The sequence below is a fragment of the Pseudomonas synxantha genome (assembly GCF_900105675.1).
Taxonomy (GTDB): Bacteria; Pseudomonadota; Gammaproteobacteria; order Pseudomonadales; family Pseudomonadaceae; genus Aquipseudomonas; species Aquipseudomonas synxantha.
In genome coordinates, this window is sequence record NZ_LT629786.1 from 1753703 (window position 1) to 1771308 (window position 17606).

17 protein-coding genes are annotated in these 17606 nt (G+C 61.4%); 11 read left to right on the forward strand and 6 right to left on the reverse strand.

Going from position 1 to position 17606, the window contains the following annotated elements:
* Positions 1–64: 64 nt before the first annotated feature.
* The 3 genes from BLU48_RS08490 to BLU48_RS08500 are packed head-to-tail and all read right to left on the reverse strand — an operon-like array spanning position 65 to position 3568.
* On the reverse strand, positions 65–1072 hold the full coding sequence (locus BLU48_RS08490; RefSeq protein WP_057025091.1) for a substrate-binding domain-containing protein: 1008 nt from the start codon (positions 1070–1072) through the stop codon (positions 65–67).
* A gap of 34 nt (positions 1073–1106) precedes the next feature.
* On the reverse strand, positions 1107–2084 hold the full coding sequence (locus BLU48_RS08495; protein WP_043051434.1) for an ABC transporter permease: 978 nt from the start codon (positions 2082–2084) through the stop codon (positions 1107–1109).
* On the reverse strand, positions 2081–3568 hold the full coding sequence (locus BLU48_RS08500; RefSeq protein ID WP_057025092.1) for a sugar ABC transporter ATP-binding protein: 1488 nt from the start codon (positions 3566–3568) through the stop codon (positions 2081–2083). The genes BLU48_RS08495 and BLU48_RS08500 overlap by 4 nt, the downstream gene beginning before the upstream one ends.
* Before the next feature lie 283 nt (positions 3569–3851).
* On the opposite strand from BLU48_RS08500, the gene rpiB reads away from it, so the two are divergent.
* The 3 genes from rpiB (at position 3852) to BLU48_RS08515 (ending at position 7251) form a co-directional block, all read left to right on the forward strand.
* Positions 3852–4313 (forward strand): ribose 5-phosphate isomerase B, encoded by a 462-nt coding sequence (gene rpiB, locus BLU48_RS08505; RefSeq protein WP_057025093.1) that lies wholly within the window; start codon positions 3852–3854, stop codon positions 4311–4313.
* A 63-nt stretch (positions 4314–4376) separates the two neighbouring features.
* The gene (locus BLU48_RS08510) at positions 4377–5357 is read left to right on the forward strand and encodes a sugar-binding transcriptional regulator (protein ID WP_057025094.1); all 981 of its coding nucleotides are present in this window, start codon (positions 4377–4379) and stop codon (positions 5355–5357) included.
* Positions 5358–5688: 331 nt separating this feature from the next.
* Positions 5689–7251 (forward strand): TerC family protein, encoded by a 1563-nt coding sequence (locus BLU48_RS08515; protein ID WP_057025095.1) that lies wholly within the window; start codon positions 5689–5691, stop codon positions 7249–7251.
* Here the strand turns inward: BLU48_RS08515 and BLU48_RS08520 are convergent.
* Entirely contained in the window at positions 7238–7573 is a 336-nt protein-coding gene (locus tag BLU48_RS08520; protein WP_057025096.1) for a thioredoxin family protein, read from the reverse strand. The genes BLU48_RS08515 and BLU48_RS08520 overlap by 14 nt on opposite strands.
* A gap of 340 nt (positions 7574–7913) precedes the next feature.
* Between BLU48_RS08520 and BLU48_RS08525 the strand changes: the two genes are divergently transcribed.
* The 8 genes from BLU48_RS08525 to BLU48_RS08560 all read left to right on the forward strand — a co-directional run bounded on the left by BLU48_RS08525 (position 7914) and on the right by BLU48_RS08560 (position 14501).
* Complete coding sequence (locus BLU48_RS08525; RefSeq protein ID WP_057025097.1) at positions 7914–8762, forward strand: transporter substrate-binding domain-containing protein; 849 nt, start codon at positions 7914–7916, stop codon at positions 8760–8762.
* 52 nt (positions 8763–8814) lie between these two features.
* Positions 8815–9477: an amino acid ABC transporter permease gene (locus BLU48_RS08530; protein ID WP_057025098.1), complete on the forward strand. Its 663-nt coding sequence runs from the start codon at positions 8815–8817 to the stop codon at positions 9475–9477.
* 11 nt (positions 9478–9488) lie between these two features.
* On the forward strand, positions 9489–10151 hold the full coding sequence (locus BLU48_RS08535) for an amino acid ABC transporter permease (RefSeq protein WP_046068496.1): 663 nt from the start codon (positions 9489–9491) through the stop codon (positions 10149–10151).
* Positions 10148–10930, forward strand: a complete 783-nt coding sequence (locus tag BLU48_RS08540) for an amino acid ABC transporter ATP-binding protein (protein WP_043051427.1) — start codon at positions 10148–10150, stop codon at positions 10928–10930. Before BLU48_RS08535 ends, BLU48_RS08540 begins: the two co-directional genes overlap by 4 nt.
* Before the next feature lie 15 nt (positions 10931–10945).
* Positions 10946–11335 (forward strand): RidA family protein, encoded by a 390-nt coding sequence (locus BLU48_RS08545; protein ID WP_057025099.1) that lies wholly within the window; start codon positions 10946–10948, stop codon positions 11333–11335.
* Between the two features lie 169 nt (positions 11336–11504).
* Positions 11505–12269 (forward strand): IclR family transcriptional regulator, encoded by a 765-nt coding sequence (locus tag BLU48_RS08550; protein ID WP_046072489.1) that lies wholly within the window; start codon positions 11505–11507, stop codon positions 12267–12269.
* 9 nt (positions 12270–12278) lie between these two features.
* On the forward strand, positions 12279–13487 hold the full coding sequence (locus BLU48_RS08555; protein ID WP_057025100.1) for an amino acid deaminase: 1209 nt from the start codon (positions 12279–12281) through the stop codon (positions 13485–13487).
* Between the two features lie 108 nt (positions 13488–13595).
* The gene (locus tag BLU48_RS08560) at positions 13596–14501 is read left to right on the forward strand and encodes a sugar kinase (RefSeq protein ID WP_057025101.1); all 906 of its coding nucleotides are present in this window, start codon (positions 13596–13598) and stop codon (positions 14499–14501) included.
* A 120-nt stretch (positions 14502–14621) separates the two neighbouring features.
* Here BLU48_RS08560 and BLU48_RS08565 read toward each other — a convergent pair whose 3' ends face one another.
* Both BLU48_RS08565 and BLU48_RS08570 read right to left on the reverse strand, forming a co-directional pair.
* A complete protein-coding gene (locus BLU48_RS08565; protein WP_003174397.1) occupies positions 14622–14897 on the reverse strand; it encodes a peptidylprolyl isomerase in 276 nt (91 codons plus the stop codon).
* 43 nt (positions 14898–14940) lie between these two features.
* Positions 14941–17478: a PAS domain-containing hybrid sensor histidine kinase/response regulator gene (locus BLU48_RS08570; RefSeq protein WP_057025102.1), complete on the reverse strand. Its 2538-nt coding sequence runs from the start codon at positions 17476–17478 to the stop codon at positions 14941–14943.
* Positions 17479–17606 lie beyond the last annotated feature (128 nt).

Below are 17606 nucleotides of genomic sequence, written 5' to 3' on the forward strand. Positions count from 1 at the left end.
TGGCTGATACACCGCTATCGGGAGCAAGCCCCCTCCCACAGTTGACTGTGTTTCAAGCCACTGACTACTTGCCGCCGCTGACTTGCTTGTACAGAGCATCCGCATTGGCATTGGTCACCGGCACCCATGGCAGGATGTAGTTCTTGGCCGTACCGTCGCCCCATTTCACGTCCTTGGCATAGCGCTCCCAGATCACCGACTGCGGCTTGTAGTCCTTGCCGGCCAGGGCGCGCAGGGCCACGTCCAGCGCGCCTTGGGACTGGGCCTGGGCGTCCTGGAGGAAGGTGGTGACTTCATCTTTTTTCGCTGCCTGGATCGCATCCGGCATGCCGTCAATGGAGGTCACGGGCACGTCCTTGGCTGCAAGGCCGTGGGACTTCAGGGCCTGCACGGCGCCCAGGGCCATGTCATCGTTCTGTGCGATCACACCGTTGATGCCCTTGGGGTGAGCGTTCAGCCAGTCTTCGGTAAGGGTCAGCGCCTGGGCGCGGTCCCAGTTGGCGGTTTTCTTCTCGATGATCTTAATGTCCGGATGTTTGCCCAGCACTTCCAGCTCGCCTTTTTCCCGGTCGATCTGCGCCGATTGGCCAATCGGGCCCTGGATGATCACCACGTTGCCCTTGCCGTTGAGCTTGTCGACCATGGCCTGGGCCTGCAGGCGGCCGCCTTCCACGTCGTCATTACCGACATATGGCACGTTGGCATCGGCTACTTTCGTATTGGAGGCGATGACCACTACGTCGTTGCTCATGGCGGCCTTGACGGTGCCGACACCGGCCTTGGTATCGATCGGCACGAACAGGATCGCGTCGTAGCGTTGGGTCACCATGTTTTCGATCTGGTTGTTCTGGGTCAGGGCGTCGTAGTTGCCGTCAAACACGGTCAACTGCACGGTGCCATCCTTGACCGCCGGATGTTCCTTGAGCTCACGCACCCAGTTCTGCATGAACTGGCCCTTGAGGCCGTAGACGGCTGCGCCGATCTTGTAGGTCTTGCCATCGGCAGCCATGGCGATGCTGCTGGCGAGCAGGGAAAGGGCCGCCGCAGCGGCCAAGGTGGTACCCAGTTTCATAAGTCGAACTCCAGTTATTGTTATCGGTCGTTCTTCAGCGTTTTTTCTTGCGCCACACGTCGATCAGTACTGCGAACACGATGATCAGGCCCTTGGCGACCTGTTGGTAATAGGAGGACACACCGAGCAGGTTCAGGCCGTTGTTGATCACGCCGATCAACAGCGCACCGAACAAGGTGCCGACGATGCTGCCGGTGCCACCCGACAGGCTGGTACCGCCGATCACCACCGCAGCAATTGCGTCCAGCTCGTAGGAAACCCCGGCTTGGGGCAGGGCAGAGGTGGTACGTGCCGACAGCACCACGCCGGCCAATCCGGCGAGCAGGCCCGAGACCACGTACACCGAGAACATCACCTTGCGCACACCGATGCCGGAGGTGCGTGCGCTCTTTTCATTGCCGCCCACCGCGTACACATAGCGCCCGTAAGTGGTGTAGCGCAGCACCATCCAGAAGATCAGTGCGACCACGGCGAAGATGATGATCGGCACGCCTATCGGGCCGATCTTGCCGATACCCAGGGCCAGGTAGGCGTCGGGCAGGTCGGTGATAGGGCTGCCGTCGTTGAGGATAAAGGTCATGCCCCGGGCGATGCTGAGCATGCCCAGGGTCGCCACGAACGGCGGGATCGACAGGTTGGCCACCATAAAGCCATTGACCACGCCGAGCATCGCCCCGGCAAACATCCCGGCGCTGACCGCCGCCAGCAGGCCGTAACCCTGGGTGGCGACCATGGCGCTGCACAGCCCGGCAAACGCCAGGATCGAACCCACAGAGAGGTCGATGCCCTTGGTCAGGATCACATAGGTCATGCCCACGGCGAGGATGCCGTTGATGGAAGTCTGGCGCAGGATGTCCATCCAGTTGCGCCAGGTCATGAAGTATTCGCTGGAAAACGCCATCACCACGCAGAGCAGGATAAACACCAGCGGCAGGCCGAAGCGGTCGAGGGACAGGCGCAGGCGGCTGCGTGGGGCGGTAGTAATAGGTGCGGCGATGGTTTTGGCATTCATGAGGCAAGACTCAACAAGGCTTCCTGGGAAAGGGCGGTGTCGGTGCTGATGGTCACCAGCCGGCCACCCTTGAATACGGCGATGCGATCGCTCAGGTGCAGCAGTTCCGGGGCTTCCGACGACACCACGATGGCCGCGCCGCCAGCCCGTACGAACTGGTCGAGCAGGCGGTAGATCTCCTGCTTGGCGCCTTCGTCGATGCCGCGGGTCGGTTCGTCGCAGAGCAGGCACACCGGCTCGGTGGACAGGCATTTGGCGAGAACCACTTTCTGCTGGTTGCCGCCGCTCATGGATGCCACCGGCAAATCCAGGGAGCTGGTCTTGATCTGCAAGCGCTTGACCATGTCCTCGGCCAGCTGGGTTTCCTTGCGTGCATTGATCAGCGACCAGCTCGATAAGCGCTTGTAGGCCGACAGCGCAATGTTCGACAAGATACTGCCGGTCAGTACCAGGCCACTGTCCTTGCGGTCTTCGGTGACCAGGGACATGCCCGCGTCGATGGTGGCCTTGGGCATGCCGATCGGCATGGGCTTGCCTTGCAGGGTGACGCTGCCGGAGTCCGCCACGGTCAGGCCGTAGATGCAATTGAGGAACTCACTGCGCCCGGAGCCCATCAGCCCATAGATGCCGAGGATTTCGCCTTGGCGCAGTTGCAGGCTGATGTCGTGGAACTCGCCGTTGCGGCTCAGGCTGTCGACTTGCAGGCAGGTGTCGGCGGCGCATTCGCGGCCCACCTTGTGGTCGATGCGCGTCAGCTCCTGGCCGACGATGCCGCGCACCAGGTGGTCGCGGTCGATATCGGCCATGCGCCCGCTTTCCACAAACGCGCCATCGCGGAAGATGCTGTACTCATCGGCGATCTGCGCCAGTTCGCTCAGGCGATGGGACACATACACGATGCCGGCGCCACGGGCGGTGAGGCGGCGAATGGCCTTGAACAGGGTCTCGGCCTCGCGCTCGCCGATGGCCGAGGTGGGCTCATCCATGATCATCACCTGGCAGTCATGGCTGAACGCCTTGGCGATTTCCACCAGTTGGATCTGCGCCACGCTCAAGCGGTGCATGGGGCTGGTGGCGTCGACCTCGAATTCCAGGCTTTCCAGCAGTTCGCGGGTACGCCGATTGAGGGTCTTGCTGTCGACGATGCAGCCGGCGCGGCGTGGTTCGCGGCCCAGCCAGATGTTTTCGGCGACGGTCATGTAGGGGATGGGTTCCAGCTCCTGGGTGATCATCGCGATCCCCGCCGCCAGGGCTTCACTCGGGCGGTTGAACTGTACCGGCGCACCGTTGAGCAGGATGCTGCCGGCGTCACGCTGGGTGATGCCCATCAGGATGCTCAGGAAGGTCGACTTGCCGGCGCCATTGCCGCCGCACAGGGCGTGGACGCTGCCGGCCCGCAGAGAAAGGCGCCCGTCACGCAGGGCGGGCACCCCGGCGTAAGCCTTGGCGACGTGTTCAGCCTGGAGCAGTAATGGCGTGACCATCGGCGTGTCCTCGTGCTGTGAATTCTTATTAGGTCGCACAGTCATGTTTCGCTGTGAGCATATGTGTATCAAATGAAATTCTGATCAGTCAATCTCTTTCACTTAAAAGCGATGATTCTCATCTTTAGCGGCAATATTGGCTTTTAAAGCCGCATTGATTGGAAGGTCAGTTAAATGGCGCTTGACAGAAAGGGCAGATTGCCCGCGAAATGACTGAGCGAAATTTCAATGACTGATCATATGATCAGTCCCAAACAGGATTACGGCAGCGGAGCCAGACGCTATGAACGCACCTTTCCCGGTGGCTATCGGATGTGATGAAGCGGGTTTTGAGCTTAAAGAGCTGTTGAGGCGCCATATCGAAGCGCTGGGTTACCCGGTGACCGACTTCGGCACTCACTCCACCGCGCCGGTGCTTTACCCGGACATCGCCCTGGCTGTGGCCAATGCCATCAATGCCGGGCAGCAGCGCCTGGGCGTGCTGGTGTGCGGCACCGGGATCGGCATGGCCATTTCGGCCAACAAGGTCATGGGTATTCGTGCGGCCCAGGCCCATGACACCTATTCGGCGGAGCGTGCGCGCAAGAGCAACGATGCTCAGATCCTGTCCATCGGTGCACGGGTGATCGGTGCAGAACTGGCCAAGAGCATCGTCACTGCGTTCCTGGCCTCGGAGTTCGAGGTGGCGCGTTCGGGGGCCAAGGTCGAGCGCATCAACGCGATCGAACGCGATGGGCATCAGTAGTGGACGGCACGGGGCAAGAGTCGGGAGAATGCGCCTTTGACGCCGAAACGGAAGCCCGTCCCCATGAGTGACAGTACCCAGCGCATGGCCAGTGATATCGATCAGATGACCGAAGTGGCGATGCTCTATTACCTTGAGAACGTCACTCAGGAGGCCATCGCCAAACGCTTCGATCTGTCGCGGGCAAAAGTCAGTCGCCTGCTCAAGCGGGCCCGGGATGAAGGTATTGTCGAGGTGCGCGTGTTGCAGCACCCGGCGATGAACAACGAGCTGGAGAGGGCGCTGGTGGAGCGCTTCAAGCTTGACCGCGCCTTGATCGCCGTCGACCACAGCGACCCTGACACCCAGCGCTCGGCGGTCGCCAGCCTGGTGGCCAACTACCTGAACAAGACCCTCGGTGACGGCATGATCGTCGCCGTCGGCATGGGGCGTAACGTCGGCGCGGTGGCCGACAACGTCTTTCTGCCGGTGACGCGCAACTGCACGTTTGTGTGTGCCATTGGCGGTTCGCTCAAGGCCGGCGAGTACATGAACCCCGACCACATCTGCCGGCGCCTGGCCCTGCGCTTTGGCGGCGAGAGCGAAAGCCTGTACGCCCCGGCGCTGGTGGCCAATCCGGAACTGCGCGGCGTGCTGATCAATAACGACACGGTGCGCTCCACCCTCGACCGTGCGCGGCGAGCCGACATTGCCCTGATCGGCATCGGTGACATGAGCGAGAACAGCAACATGGTGCGCATGGGCTGGTTCTCGCCCCAGGAAATCGCCCAGGCGCGGTTATCCGGCACCGTGGGGGACATGATGGGCTATGACTTTATCGACATTCACGGCCAGCCCGCAGTCAACACCATCCAGGGCCGGGTGATCGGGTTGACCGTGCAGGAGCTGTTCCGTATCCCGGATGTGGTGGCGATTGCCAGTGAAAACACCAAGGCGGCAGCGACGCTGGGGGCGTTGCGCTCGGGGGTGATCAATACGCTGGCGACGACGGTCACCAATGCCCACACCATCCTGGCACTGGATGATGCCACCCGAAAGTCCTGATACCACACCGTTCCAAATGTGGAATGGGGGCTTGTGTGGGAGGGAGCAAGCCCCCTCCCACATTGGTTCTGCATCGGCTGGAAGACAGGTTTTGTAATAGTTTTGCCCTGTGGGAGTTTTATGTTTGGGCTGTAGGATTCAAGTCCTTTTGTCATTTCAGGACTTGCATGAACACCCTCTCGGAGCCTCCCAGTCGTCTTTCCCCAAGACAACCGCTGTCGCTGTTCCCGCTGAAGCACCCCGTATTCCGTCAACTAACCTTGTCCCGGTCGTATGACCGCACTTTGCCGTGCCCGGCGTTCTGAACACTTTAAAGACAGAGACTTTGTAAATGGAATGGTTAGCGGATCCAACGGCCTGGCTCGGCCTTGCGACCTTGATTGTGCTGGAACTGGTGCTGGGTATCGACAACCTGGTGTTTATCGCGATCCTGGCGGACAAGTTGCCGCCGGAACAGCGTGACCGTGCGCGGTTGATCGGTTTGTCCCTGGCGTTGCTGATGCGCCTGGGCCTGTTGGCGAGTATTTCCTGGTTGGTGACCCTCACCCAGCCGCTGTTCGAGGTGTTCGACAAGAGCTTCTCCGGTCGCGACCTGATCATGCTGTTTGGTGGTGTGTTCCTGTTGTTCAAGGCCACCATGGAATTGCATGAGCGCCTGGAAGGCCATGTGGCCCAGCACAAGGGCAGTGTGGCCTACGCCATGTTCTGGCCGATCGTGGCGCAGATCGTGGTGCTGGATGCGGTGTTCTCCCTCGACGCGGTGATTACCGCCGTGGGCATGGTGGACGAACTGGCGGTGATGATGATCGCGGTGATCGTCTCCATCGGCCTGATGATCGTGGCGAGCAAGCCGTTGACCCGCTTCGTTAACGCCCACCCCACGGTGATCATGCTGTGCCTGGGCTTCTTGATGATGATCGGTTTCGCCCTGACCGCCGAAGGCTTGGGCTTCCATATTCCGAAGGGCTACCTGTACGCGGCCATTGGCTTCTCGATTCTGATCGAGCTGTTCAACCAGATCGCCCGGTCGCGGCGCAAGAAGTCGGCGCAGGGTGTGCTCCCGGTGCGTGAGCGTACCGCCCATGCGGTGATGCGCTTGTTGGGTGGCCGCAGCCTGGCGGTGGAAGAGGTGGGCGAAGAGGTTGCCGACCTGCTGGGCGAGCCGGATGCCGCCCAAGGTCCGCTGTTTGACCGACGCGAGCGGGTGATGATCAGCGGTGTGCTGCAACTGGCCGAGCGGCCGATTCGCTCCTTGATGACGCCTCGGGCCAAGGTTGACTGCATCGACCTGGCGGATGATCCCGAGGCTATCCGCCTGAAGTTGATGCATTCGTCCTACTCGCGCCTGCCGCTGATCCGCAATGGCGCGGTGGATGAGCCCTTGGGCTTTGTGCACAAGAAGGAGTTGCTCAAGGAATACCTGGCCGGCAACGAGCCGAACCTGGAACACCTGGCGCGCCGGGCGATCAATCTGCTGGAGAGCTTTTCGATCCTCAATGCCTTGGAGCAGATGCGTCAGGAATCCACTCACATCGCCTTCGTGATCAACGAGTTCGGGGATTTCATGGGTGTGTTGAGCATGACCGATATTCTGGAATCCATCGCCGGTGAATTGCCCGATGCCAGTGAAATCGAAGGCCCGGACATTGTCGAGGAGGGCGCGGGCTTTCGTGCCAATGGTGCCTTGAATCTTAATCAGGTGAGCCGACGCACCGGCTTCAAGGCCGTGGCGACGGAAGATTACCAGACCCTGGCCGGCCTGGTGATGAGCCTGTTGGATCGCTTGCCGGTTGTGGGCGATAGTCTTGAATACGAGGGGTGGCGCCTGACTGTGGCCGCGGTGGAAGAGCGGAGGGTGACGCAGGTTTGTTTGTCGCCGCTTACGGCCCCTTGATCTGAAGGCGAGCGAACCGCTTGAACGCGTCTTCAAGCGCTTGTTCGCCGAGTCCGGGAACGGTTTCCTGAAGCTGTTGATCCTGGTAGATCAGCAGCATTGGAATCCGATCCACGCTTGGATGGCGCGGTGTTTCGGCGCAATCAAGGATCATGATCTTGACCTGGCCTTCGTACCTCTGGCTTATCCGCATGAAGCGTGGCATCGCATCAGTGCATGCCGCGCAACCATGGGAAATGAATACAACGAATACGGGCTGCTTCGTATCGAGTTCGCGGTCAAATTGCGCCTTATCTGCGATCACCGCATTGACGTAATCCATCGGGCATCTCCCTGTCACTCCTTGGCTTACGCTAAGTCGGAAAATCGTCCAGGTCTACTGTCAACCTTCACAGGTCTGTTTTCACGCGCCTTGCATCTGGGGCGTCATCCAGGCACCCAGATAGGTGCGCAGTAACACCGTTGTGGGGCGTTGCGTAGCAAAACCCTACGCCTTCGGCGCAACGCCGTTAAGCGCTTTAATACCTATCTTACTGAACCATAAAGAGTTTCCCGACAGCATATTTTTCCTCCCGTGGCTGTGGCACACTTTCTGCTGTCTATTCCGTTGTTACATACCAAGTTCCGGTATAGCGGAATACACAATCCCTGGAGTGCTTGTCATGCATCACCGACCTTCCGTATTCAAAGCGTGTGTTTTTCTTGTTGTCGCATCGGCTTCCTTCACAAGCATGGTGCAGGCGGCGGACAGCAAGCTCGATGACGTGCTCAAGCGCGGGCACCTTATTGTGGGTACAGGCAGTACCAATGCGCCGTGGCACTTCCAGGGAGCGGATGGCAAGTTGCAGGGCTTCGATATCGACATCGGTCGCATGGTGGCCAAGGGTTTGTTCAATGACCCGAGCAAGGTCGAGTTTGTGGTGCAGTCGTCCGATGCACGCATTCCCAACCTGCTCACCGACAAGGTTGATATGAGCTGCCAGTTCATCACCGTCACCGCCAGCCGTGCGCAGCAAGTGGCCTTCACCCTGCCGTACTACCGCGAAGGTGTTGGCCTGTTGCTGCCGAACAACAGCAAGTACAAGGAAATCGAAGACCTGCAGGCGGCGGGCGATGACGTCACCGTGGCTGTGCTGCAAAACGTGTATGCCGAAGAGCTGGTGCACCAGGCGCTGCCCAAGGCCAAGGTCGACCAGTACGACAGCGTCGACCTGATGTACCAGGCTGTGAACTCCGGTCGCGCCGATGCCGCCGCCACCGACCAGTCTTCGGTCAAATACCTGATGGTGCAGAACCCTGGCCGCTACCGCAGCCCCACGTACGCCTGGAGCCCGCAAACCTATGCGTGCGCGGTCAAGCGCGGCGATCAGGACTGGCTGAACTTCGTCAACACCGCGCTTCACGAAGCCATGACCGGTGTGGAATTCCCCACCTACAAAGCTTCATTCAAGCAGTGGTTTGGCGTGGACCTGCCAGAACCGGCGATTGGTTTTCCTGTGGAATTCAAGTGATCCGCAACTATAGGGGCGTGCCTGAACACGCCCCACTCAGGTACTGCTGACCATGAACTATCAGTTGAATTTTGCCGCCGTCTGGCGTGATTTCGACACCTTGCTGGCGGGGCTCGGCCTGGGCCTGCAGCTGGCCTTGCTGTCGATTGCCATCGGCTGCGTGATCGGCCTGCTGATGGCGTTTGCCATGCTGTCCCGGCACCGCGCGTTGCGCATCCTGGCCTCGGTGTACGTGACGGTGGTGCGCAATACGCCGATCCTGGTGCTGATCCTGTTGATCTACTTTGCCTTGCCGTCCCTGGGGATCCGCCTGGACAAGATCCCCTCGTTCATCATGACCCTGTCGCTATACGCCGGTGCCTACCTGACCGAAGTGTTCCGCGCCGGGCTGCTGAATATTCCCAAGGGCCTGCGCGAAGCCGGGCTGGCCATCGGACTTGGCGAGTGGCGGATCCGCGCCTATATCACCGTGCCGGTGATGTTGCGCAACGTGTTGCCGGCGCTGTCGAACAACTTTATCTCGCTGTTCAAGGACACCTCCCTGGCCGCCGCGATTGCGGTGCCGGAGCTGACCTATTACGCCCGCAAGATCAACGTCGAAAGCTACCGGGTGATTGAAACCTGGCTGGTCACGACTGCGCTCTACGTGGCTGCCTGCTACCTCATTGCCATGCTGCTGCGTTACCTCGAGCAGCGTCTGGCGATCCGTCGTTAAGGAGGGTTTCCATGTACGAATCCCCCAGTTGGCTGCATGAATTATGGGTCGCCCGCGATACGCTCTGGGCCGGCTTCCAGGCCAGTGTGTACGTGTCGGCCCTGGCGATTATCTTTGGCACCCTGATCGGCATCGTCGCCGGGTTGATCCTGACCTACGGCAAGTTCTGGATGCGCGCGCCGTTTCGCCTGTACGTCGATTTGATCCGGGGCACACCGGTGTTTGTGCTGGTGCTGGCGTGTTTTTACATGCTGCCGGCCCTGGGTTGGCACATCAGCGCATTCCAGGCCGGTGCGGTTGGGCTCACGTTGTTCTGTGGCTCCCATGTGTCGGAAATCGTGCGCGGCGCGCTGCAAGCCATTCCCCGTGGGCAGCTGGAAGCAGGCAAGGCCATTGGCCTGACGTTTTACCAGTCCCTGGGCTACGTGCTGTTGCCCCAGGCGCTGCGGCAGATCCTGCCGACCTGGGTCAATTCCTCCACGGAGATCGTCAAGGCCTCGACCTTGCTGTCGGTGATCGGCGTGGCTGAGTTGCTGCTCAGTACCCAGCAGGTGATCGCACGCACCTTCATGACCCTGGAGTTCTACCTGTTCGCCGGGTTTCTGTTCTTTGTCATCAACTACGCCATTGAATTATTCGGGCGCTACATTGAAAAGCGGGTGGCCTTGCCATGAACCAAGCTCAAACCAACCCAGCGTTGCTGGACATTCGCGGGCTGCGTAAACAGTACGGCGAAGTGGAGGTGCTCAAGGGCGTGGACCTGTCCATGCAGCGCGGCAACGTGGTGACCTTGATCGGCTCCAGCGGCTCGGGCAAGACTACCTTGCTGCGCTGCGTGAACTTGCTGGAAGAGTTCCAGGGCGGGCAGATCACCCTGGATGGCGAGTCCATCGGCTACCGCGAGGTCGGCGGCAAGCGCGTGCGCCATCCGGAGCGTGTGATTGCCCAGCACCGCGCAATGACCGGCATGGCGTTCCAGCAATTCAACCTGTTCCCGCATCTGACCGCGCTGCAAAACGTCACCCTCGGCTTGCTCAAGGTCAAGAAGATGGGCAAGGATGAAGCCGTGGCGCTGGCCGAGAAATGGCTGGACCGCGTCGGCCTGCTGGAGCGCCGTAACCACTTCCCGGGTCAATTGTCCGGTGGCCAGCAACAGCGCGTGGCGATTGCCCGCGCTATTGCCATGAACCCCAGCCTGATGCTGTTCGACGAAGTTACCTCGGCCCTGGACCCGGAGCTGGTGGGCGAAGTGCTCAGCGTGATCAAGGGGCTGGCGGAAGAGGGCATGACCATGTTGCTGGTCACCCACGAAATGCGCTTTGCCTATGAAGTCTCGGACCAGATCGTCTTCATGAACCAGGGCCGCATTGAAGAGCAGGGTACCGCCAAAGACATTTTCGAACGGCCGCAGTCGCCGCGACTGGCGGAATTTCTCAAGAACATTCGTTTTTAACAAGGAGCAACTTGCATGAGCATTACTCGTTACGGTACCGGCAGCACCGCAGGTGGCGGCCAGCCACGTCCCTTCGCCCGTGCGGTAGAGGCCGATGGCTGGCTGTATGTGTCAGGCCAGGTGCCCGCCGTGGACGGCGAAATCATCAGTGGCGGCATCGTTGAGCAAACCCGGCAGACCATGCGCAACGTGGTGGCGATCCTCGAAGAGGCCGGCTACGAACTCAAGGATGTGGTGCGCGTGGGTGTGTGGCTGGAAGACCCACGGGACTTCTGGAGTTTCAACAAGGTCTTCGGCGAATACTTCAGCCCGGAACACGCCCCGGCGCGGGCCTGTGTGCAGGCCAATATGATGGTTGATTGCAAGGTTGAGATCGATTGCGTGGCCTACAAGAAAAAGGGCTAAATCCCCCCACCCTTAAGCCCACAGCAAATCCAATGTGGGAGGGGGCTTGCTCCCGATGGCGGTGGTTCAGTGACAAATGTGTTGACTGACCCGCCGCCATCGGGAGCAAGCCCCCTCCCACAGGAGATCTCTGCTGGACCCTTGAATTCTGACGGAACCCGCCACTGCCATGACCGAAGACCTCATCAAGCGCCGCGCCAAAGGCCTTGACCGTGCGTTCGATATCCTCGATTTTCTCAAGGAGATCGGCCAGCCCCTGCGCCCGAATGACATTGCCAGCGGCATCGGCAGCCCCAAGTCCACGGTCTACGAGCTGGTCGCGTCTCTGCTGGAGCGGCGCATCCTGGAAACCGTGGGCAAGGACGGTCACGTGTATCTGGGGCGCCAGTTGTATTTTCTCGGCCAGGCGCACCTGCGCCACTTCGACCTGACCCGCGAGGCCGACCACGCCTTGCAGGACATCGTCAGCCAGACCCACGAAACCGCGCAGATGTGCCTGCTCAACGGGCGCAAATATACGGTGGCGCTGATGCGCGAGGGCCAGCGGCATTTCAGGATTTCTTCGGATATCGGTGAAAACGCACCGATCCCGTGGACCGCTTCCGGGCGCCTGCTGCTCGGGCATTTGAGCGACCAGCAGATCATCGACCTGATCGACCCCGACGATTTCATCCTGCCGGACGGCCAGCGCCTGCCGTTGCACATCTTCCTGGCGCAGATCCGCCAGGCCACCCTTGATGGCTTTTTTTCCTTCGACAGTGTGGCCGATACCTTTACCCATTGCTTTGCCGCCCCGGTGCGGGACGCCCAGGGCGTCAGCATTGCGACCCTGTGCATCGTCGCCCCCCGGGCCGATGCCAGCAAAAACTACCACGACTATCGCCGGGTGCTGATCGACAGCGCCAACAGCCTGGCCCGGCGTATCAACGAATAGGAGTTTTCCATGTCTGCCCTCAATGCCGTTGAAAAAGGCGCCGCCGCTATCGGTGCCCACTTGGTCCGCGACGTCAGCCTGCCGGCCCTGGTGCTGCACCGCGACGCCCTGGAACACAACATTCGCTGGATGCAGGACTTTGTCAGCCGCAGCGGCGCTGAGCTGGCGCCCCACGGCAAGACCAGCATGATGCCCGCGCTGTTCCAGCGCCAGATCAGCGCCGGCGCCTGGGGCATCACCCTGGCCAGCGCCGTGCAGACCCGCGCTGCCTACGCCGGTGGCGTGCGTCGCGTGCTGATGGCCAACCAACTGGTGGGCGCGCCGAACATGGCGTTGATCGCCGAGCTGCTGGCCGACAAGGATTTCGACTTCCACTGCATGGTCGATCACCCGGATAACGTCGCCGACCTGGGACTGTTCTTCGCCGCCCGTGGCCTGCGCCTGAACGTGATGATCGAATACGGCGTGGTCGGCGGCCGTTGCGGTTGCCGCAGCGAGCACGAGGTGCGCGAGCTGGCCAAGGCAATCAAGGCCCAGCCCGCGCTGGCCCTGACCGGTATCGAGGGCTACGAAGGGGTGATCCACGGTGAACATGCCATCAGCGGCATTCGTGACTTCGCCGCCAGCCTGGTGCGCCTGGCGGTGGACTTGCAAGACAGCGGCCTGTTCGACCTGCCCAAGCCGATCGTCACGGCCTCGGGCTCGGCCTGGTACGACCTGATCGCCGAGTCGTTCGAAGCGCAGAATGCCGCGGGGCGTTTCCTCAGTGTGTTGCGCCCCGGCAGTTATGTGGCCCACGACCATGGTATCTACAAACAAGCCCAGTGCTGTGTGCTCGAGCGCCGCAGCGACCTCGACGAAGGCCTGCGCCCGGCGCTGGAAGTCTGGGCCCATGTGCAGTCGCTGCCGGAGCCGGGCTTTGCGGTGGTTGCCCTGGGCAAGCGCGACGTGGCTTATGACGCCGGTTTGCCGGTGCCGCTCAAGCGCTACAAGGCCGGGATTGTGCTGGCCCAAGGCGATGATGTGAGTGCCTGCAAGGTCACGGCGGTGATGGACCAGCATGCGTTCATGACCGTGGCACCGGGGGTTGACTTGCGCATCGGCGACATCATTTCGTTTGGTACTTCCCACCCTTGCCTGACCTTCGACAAATGGCAGGTGGGTTGCCTGGTGGATGAGCAGTTGCAGGTGGTCGAAAGCTTGTGTACCCGCTTCTAGACCGAGTCGCTCCTATCGGGGGCAAGCCCCCTCCCACATTTGGAATGCATTCCCCTGTGGGAGGGGGCTTGCCCCGATGAGGCCATCAGCCCCACCGAGACCGCAGCCATGACCACCCAACCCCGCATCGCCCTTATCGGCGAATGCATGATCGAACTGCAACACCGCGCCGACGGCAGCCTGCACCAGAGCTTCGGCGGCGACACCCTGAACACGGCGGTGTACCTGCGCCGCGAACTGGGCGAAGTCGGCAGCGTTGATTATGTCACTGCCCTGGGCGATGACAGTTTCAGCGATGCCATGTGCCAGCAATGGCAGGCCGAGGGCCTTGGCCTGGGCATGGTCCAGCGCCTGCCCGGACGCCTGCCGGGCTTGTATTGCATCCAGACCGATGCAAATGGCGAACGCAAATTTCTGTATTGGCGCAACGAGGCGGCGGTGCGCGACTGCTTCACCACGCCGGCGGCCGAGCCGATACTGGCGGCGCTGCCGGATTATGACGTGGTGTATTTCAGCGGCATTACCCTGGCGGTGCTGGGAGCGGTGGGGCGCGGGCGCCTGCTGCAAACCCTGGTGCAAACCCGTCGTCGGGGTGGCAGGGTGGTGTTCGACAACAACTACCGGCCACGGCTGTGGGCTGATGCCGCAGCGGCCCGTGAGGCTTATAGCAAGGTGCTGGCCGAAGTGGATATCGCCCTGTTGACCGAGGACGACGAGCGCGCCTTGTTTGGCTATCAAGACAGCGAGCAGGTGTTTGCGGCGTATCCATCAATTGCAGAAGTGGTGCTCAAGCGTGGGGCGCATGCCTGTCTGATTCGTTGTGCGGGGCAGCGCTTTGCAGTGCCGGCACTGAAGGTGGAGAAGGTGGTGGATACCACGGCGGCGGGGGATTCGTTCAGTGCGGCGTATCTGGCCGGTCGATTTAAAGGTGAGTCGCCGCAAGAGGCTGCCATGGCGGGGCATCGGTTGGCGAGTCGGGTGATCCAGGTGTCGGGGGCTTTGATACCGAGGTGAATGGCCGCCTGTGGCGGATCGGGGGCAAGCCCCCTCCCACAGTTGACCCTGTTCCAACTGAAGCAATGCAGTCTAATGTGGGAGGGGGCTTGCCCCCGATGAGGGCTAAAAGGCAACCCATCAGTCCCGGTAAAACACCTGCACCAGGTGATACCCGAACTTGCTCTTGATCGGCCCGTGCACCACCTTCACCGGTTTCTTGAAGATCACCGCGTCAATTGCCCCCACCATCTGCCCTGGCCGCACTTCACCCAGGTCGCCGCCACGCTTGCCCGACGGGCAGGTGGAGTACTTCTTGGCCAGCACATCAAAGGCTTCGCCCTTGGCAATGCGCTGTTTGAGCTGTTCGGCTTCTTCGCTGGTTTTCACCAGAATATGACGGGCTTGGGCTTTCATTGGTCTCTACCAGCTGTGCGACGGCGCGCGATTATGCCTGAACTCATGTCTCGACGCCGAGCATGCTGCGGATTTTAGTGGCCAGCAGGTCGATGGAAAACGGCTTGGCCACCATGTCCATGCCGTCTTCCAGGAAACCTTGGCGTTCGGCGGCTTTCTCGGCGTAGCCCGTCATGAACAACACCCTCAGGCCCGGGCGATGCTGGCGGGCGATTTCCGCCAGTTGCCGGCCGTTCATGCCCGGCAGGCCGACGTCGGTCACCAGCAGGTCGACGCGCAGATCCGACTCCAGCAGCGGCAGCGCCGCGCGGGCATCCGCCGCCTGGTGGGCGGTATAGCCCAGCTCGTTGAGCACGTTGACCACCAGCATGCGCACCGCCGGGTCGTCCTCGACCACCACCACGGCTTCACCGGCCTGGGCCACGGGGGCTTCGGCCAGGCTGGCGGGCAGGTTGCTTTCCAGCGCGGTGCCATACAGGCGTGGCAGGTACAGGCGCACACAGGTGCCCTGGCCCGGTTCGCTCTGGATGGTTACATGGCCTCCGGACTGCTGGGCAAAGCCATAGATCATCGACAATCCCAGGCCAGTGCCTTGGCCGATGGGCTTGGTGGTGAAGAATGGATCGAAGGCCTTGGCGAGGATTTTCGGCGCCATGCCGCTGCCATTGTCGCTCACGCCGAGCATCACATAGTCGCCGGCCTTGACCGGCTCCAGGGTGGTGATGTCGGTGCCGTCCAGGTAGCTGTTGGCGGTTTCGATCAGCAACTCGCCACCATCGGGCATGGCATCGCGGGCGTTGATCACCAGGTTGAGCAGGGCGTTTTCCAGTTGGCTGGCGTCGGTGTTCACTGGCCAGATGTCCTTGCCCAATTGCACATTGAGTGTGATATGCGCGCCCTTGGTGCGCTGGAACAGCTCTTCCAGGGACGCCACCAACTGGTTGGGATCGGTGGGGCGCCGGTCCAGCGACTGGCGTCGCGAGAACGCCAACAGGCGGTGGGTGAGGGCCGCGGCACGGTGGGCGGAGGCGACGGCGGCGTCGGCAAAGCGGCCGATATCGTCGCTGCGTCCGGCGGCGATGTAACGTTGCATCAGGTCGAGGCTGCCAATAATGCCGGTGAGCATATTGTTGAAGTCATGGGCGATGCCGCCAGTGAGCTGGCCCACCGCTTCCATCTTTTGCGCATGACGCAAGGCATCTTCGGCGCGCTCGCGCTCGAACATCTCGTTTTGCAGGCGCTGGTTGGCTTCGGCCAGGGCCCGGGTGCGCTGGGCCACGCGTTCTTCGAGGTTCTCGTTGAGATGGCGCAGGGCTTCTTCGGTGAGTTTGCGTTCGGTCTCATCGATCACGAAGATGTAGAAGCCATTGACCGAGCCGTCGTTGCTGAAGCGCGGCAGGTACTTCATCAGCGCGTGGCGCGGGCGGCCGTCACGATGAGGCGTAATGGTCATGAAGCTGCACGCCTTGCCGTTGAGGGCGGCTTCAATCTTGTCTGCGCGCCCGGCATACACCTCGTCGCCGAGGACTTCGCGGATGGTCTTGCCGTACAGCTCCTGGGGGGTCATGCCGTACCAGTCGAGATAGGCGCTGTTGTTGAGGCGAAAGCGCTGCTCATGGTCGACATAACCGATCAGTACCGGCATGGCGTTGATGATCAGTTGCAGCTCGGTCTGGCTTTGGCGCAGGGCCTGTTCGGTATGCTTGCGCTCGGTGAGGTCCAGCGCCGCGCCGAGGAACCGCGCAGGGCGGCCCTGCTGATCCTTGTAGCAGCGGCCACGAGCGAACACCCAGCGCACTTGGCCGTCGGCTTGCAACAGGCGGTATTCCTCGGCGTATTCGGTGCCGAAGGTGATGCAATGCTTGATGCTGCGCGCCACCATGCCACGGTCTTCGGGGTGCACGCCTTGCAGGTAGGCGCTGATGGGCAACAGGCCGGCATCATTGGGGTCGACGCCATGCAGGTGGGCGAAATGGGCGTCGGCGATAAAGCGGTCTTCCCCGATATCCCAATCCCAGGTGCCTACCGCATCGGTGGCTGCCAGGGCCAGTTGCAGGCGCTGCTCGGTGCTGCGTTGGGCCTTGAGGCTCTCTTCGGAGCGCTGCTGCAGTTCGAGGGCTTTGCTGCGCCGTTCGTTGGTTTCGATGGCGGTGACCAGGATACCGGCCACCAGGCCGCTTTCATCGCGCACCGGGCTGTAGGTCAGGTCGAGCCAGATGTCGGTGTCGCGGCCCTGGCGTTGCACCATGAAGCGCTGCTCGCTGAAGGTGCGCACCTGACCGCTGAGGACCGCGTCGTAGACCGGCCCGGCGAAGCTCTCCAGCTCCGGCCAGGTATGATGTGCCGGCTGGCCAAGGGCGCCGGGGTGCTTGTTGCCCACCAGCATTGCAAAGGCATCGTTGTAGAGTTGCGTGAGTTGCGGCCCCCATAGCAGCACCATCGGCATCGGCGAATGCACGACGATATCGACGGCGGTGCGCAGGCTTTGCGGCCAATCAGTGGCCTCACCGAGTGGGCTTTGCGCCCAGTCCAGCCGCTTGATCAATGCAGCGGCTTCGCTACCGGTGGATGTTCCATTCATGAAAAAGCCCTGAGCATGACGCTTTGAAAAAATGACAACACCCATTGTCCCAAGGGATAACAGCGGGTGACTACCCCCGAAAAATAGCATGCCTTGAGGGTTTTTCTTCAAAACGCTGCGTCAGCGCT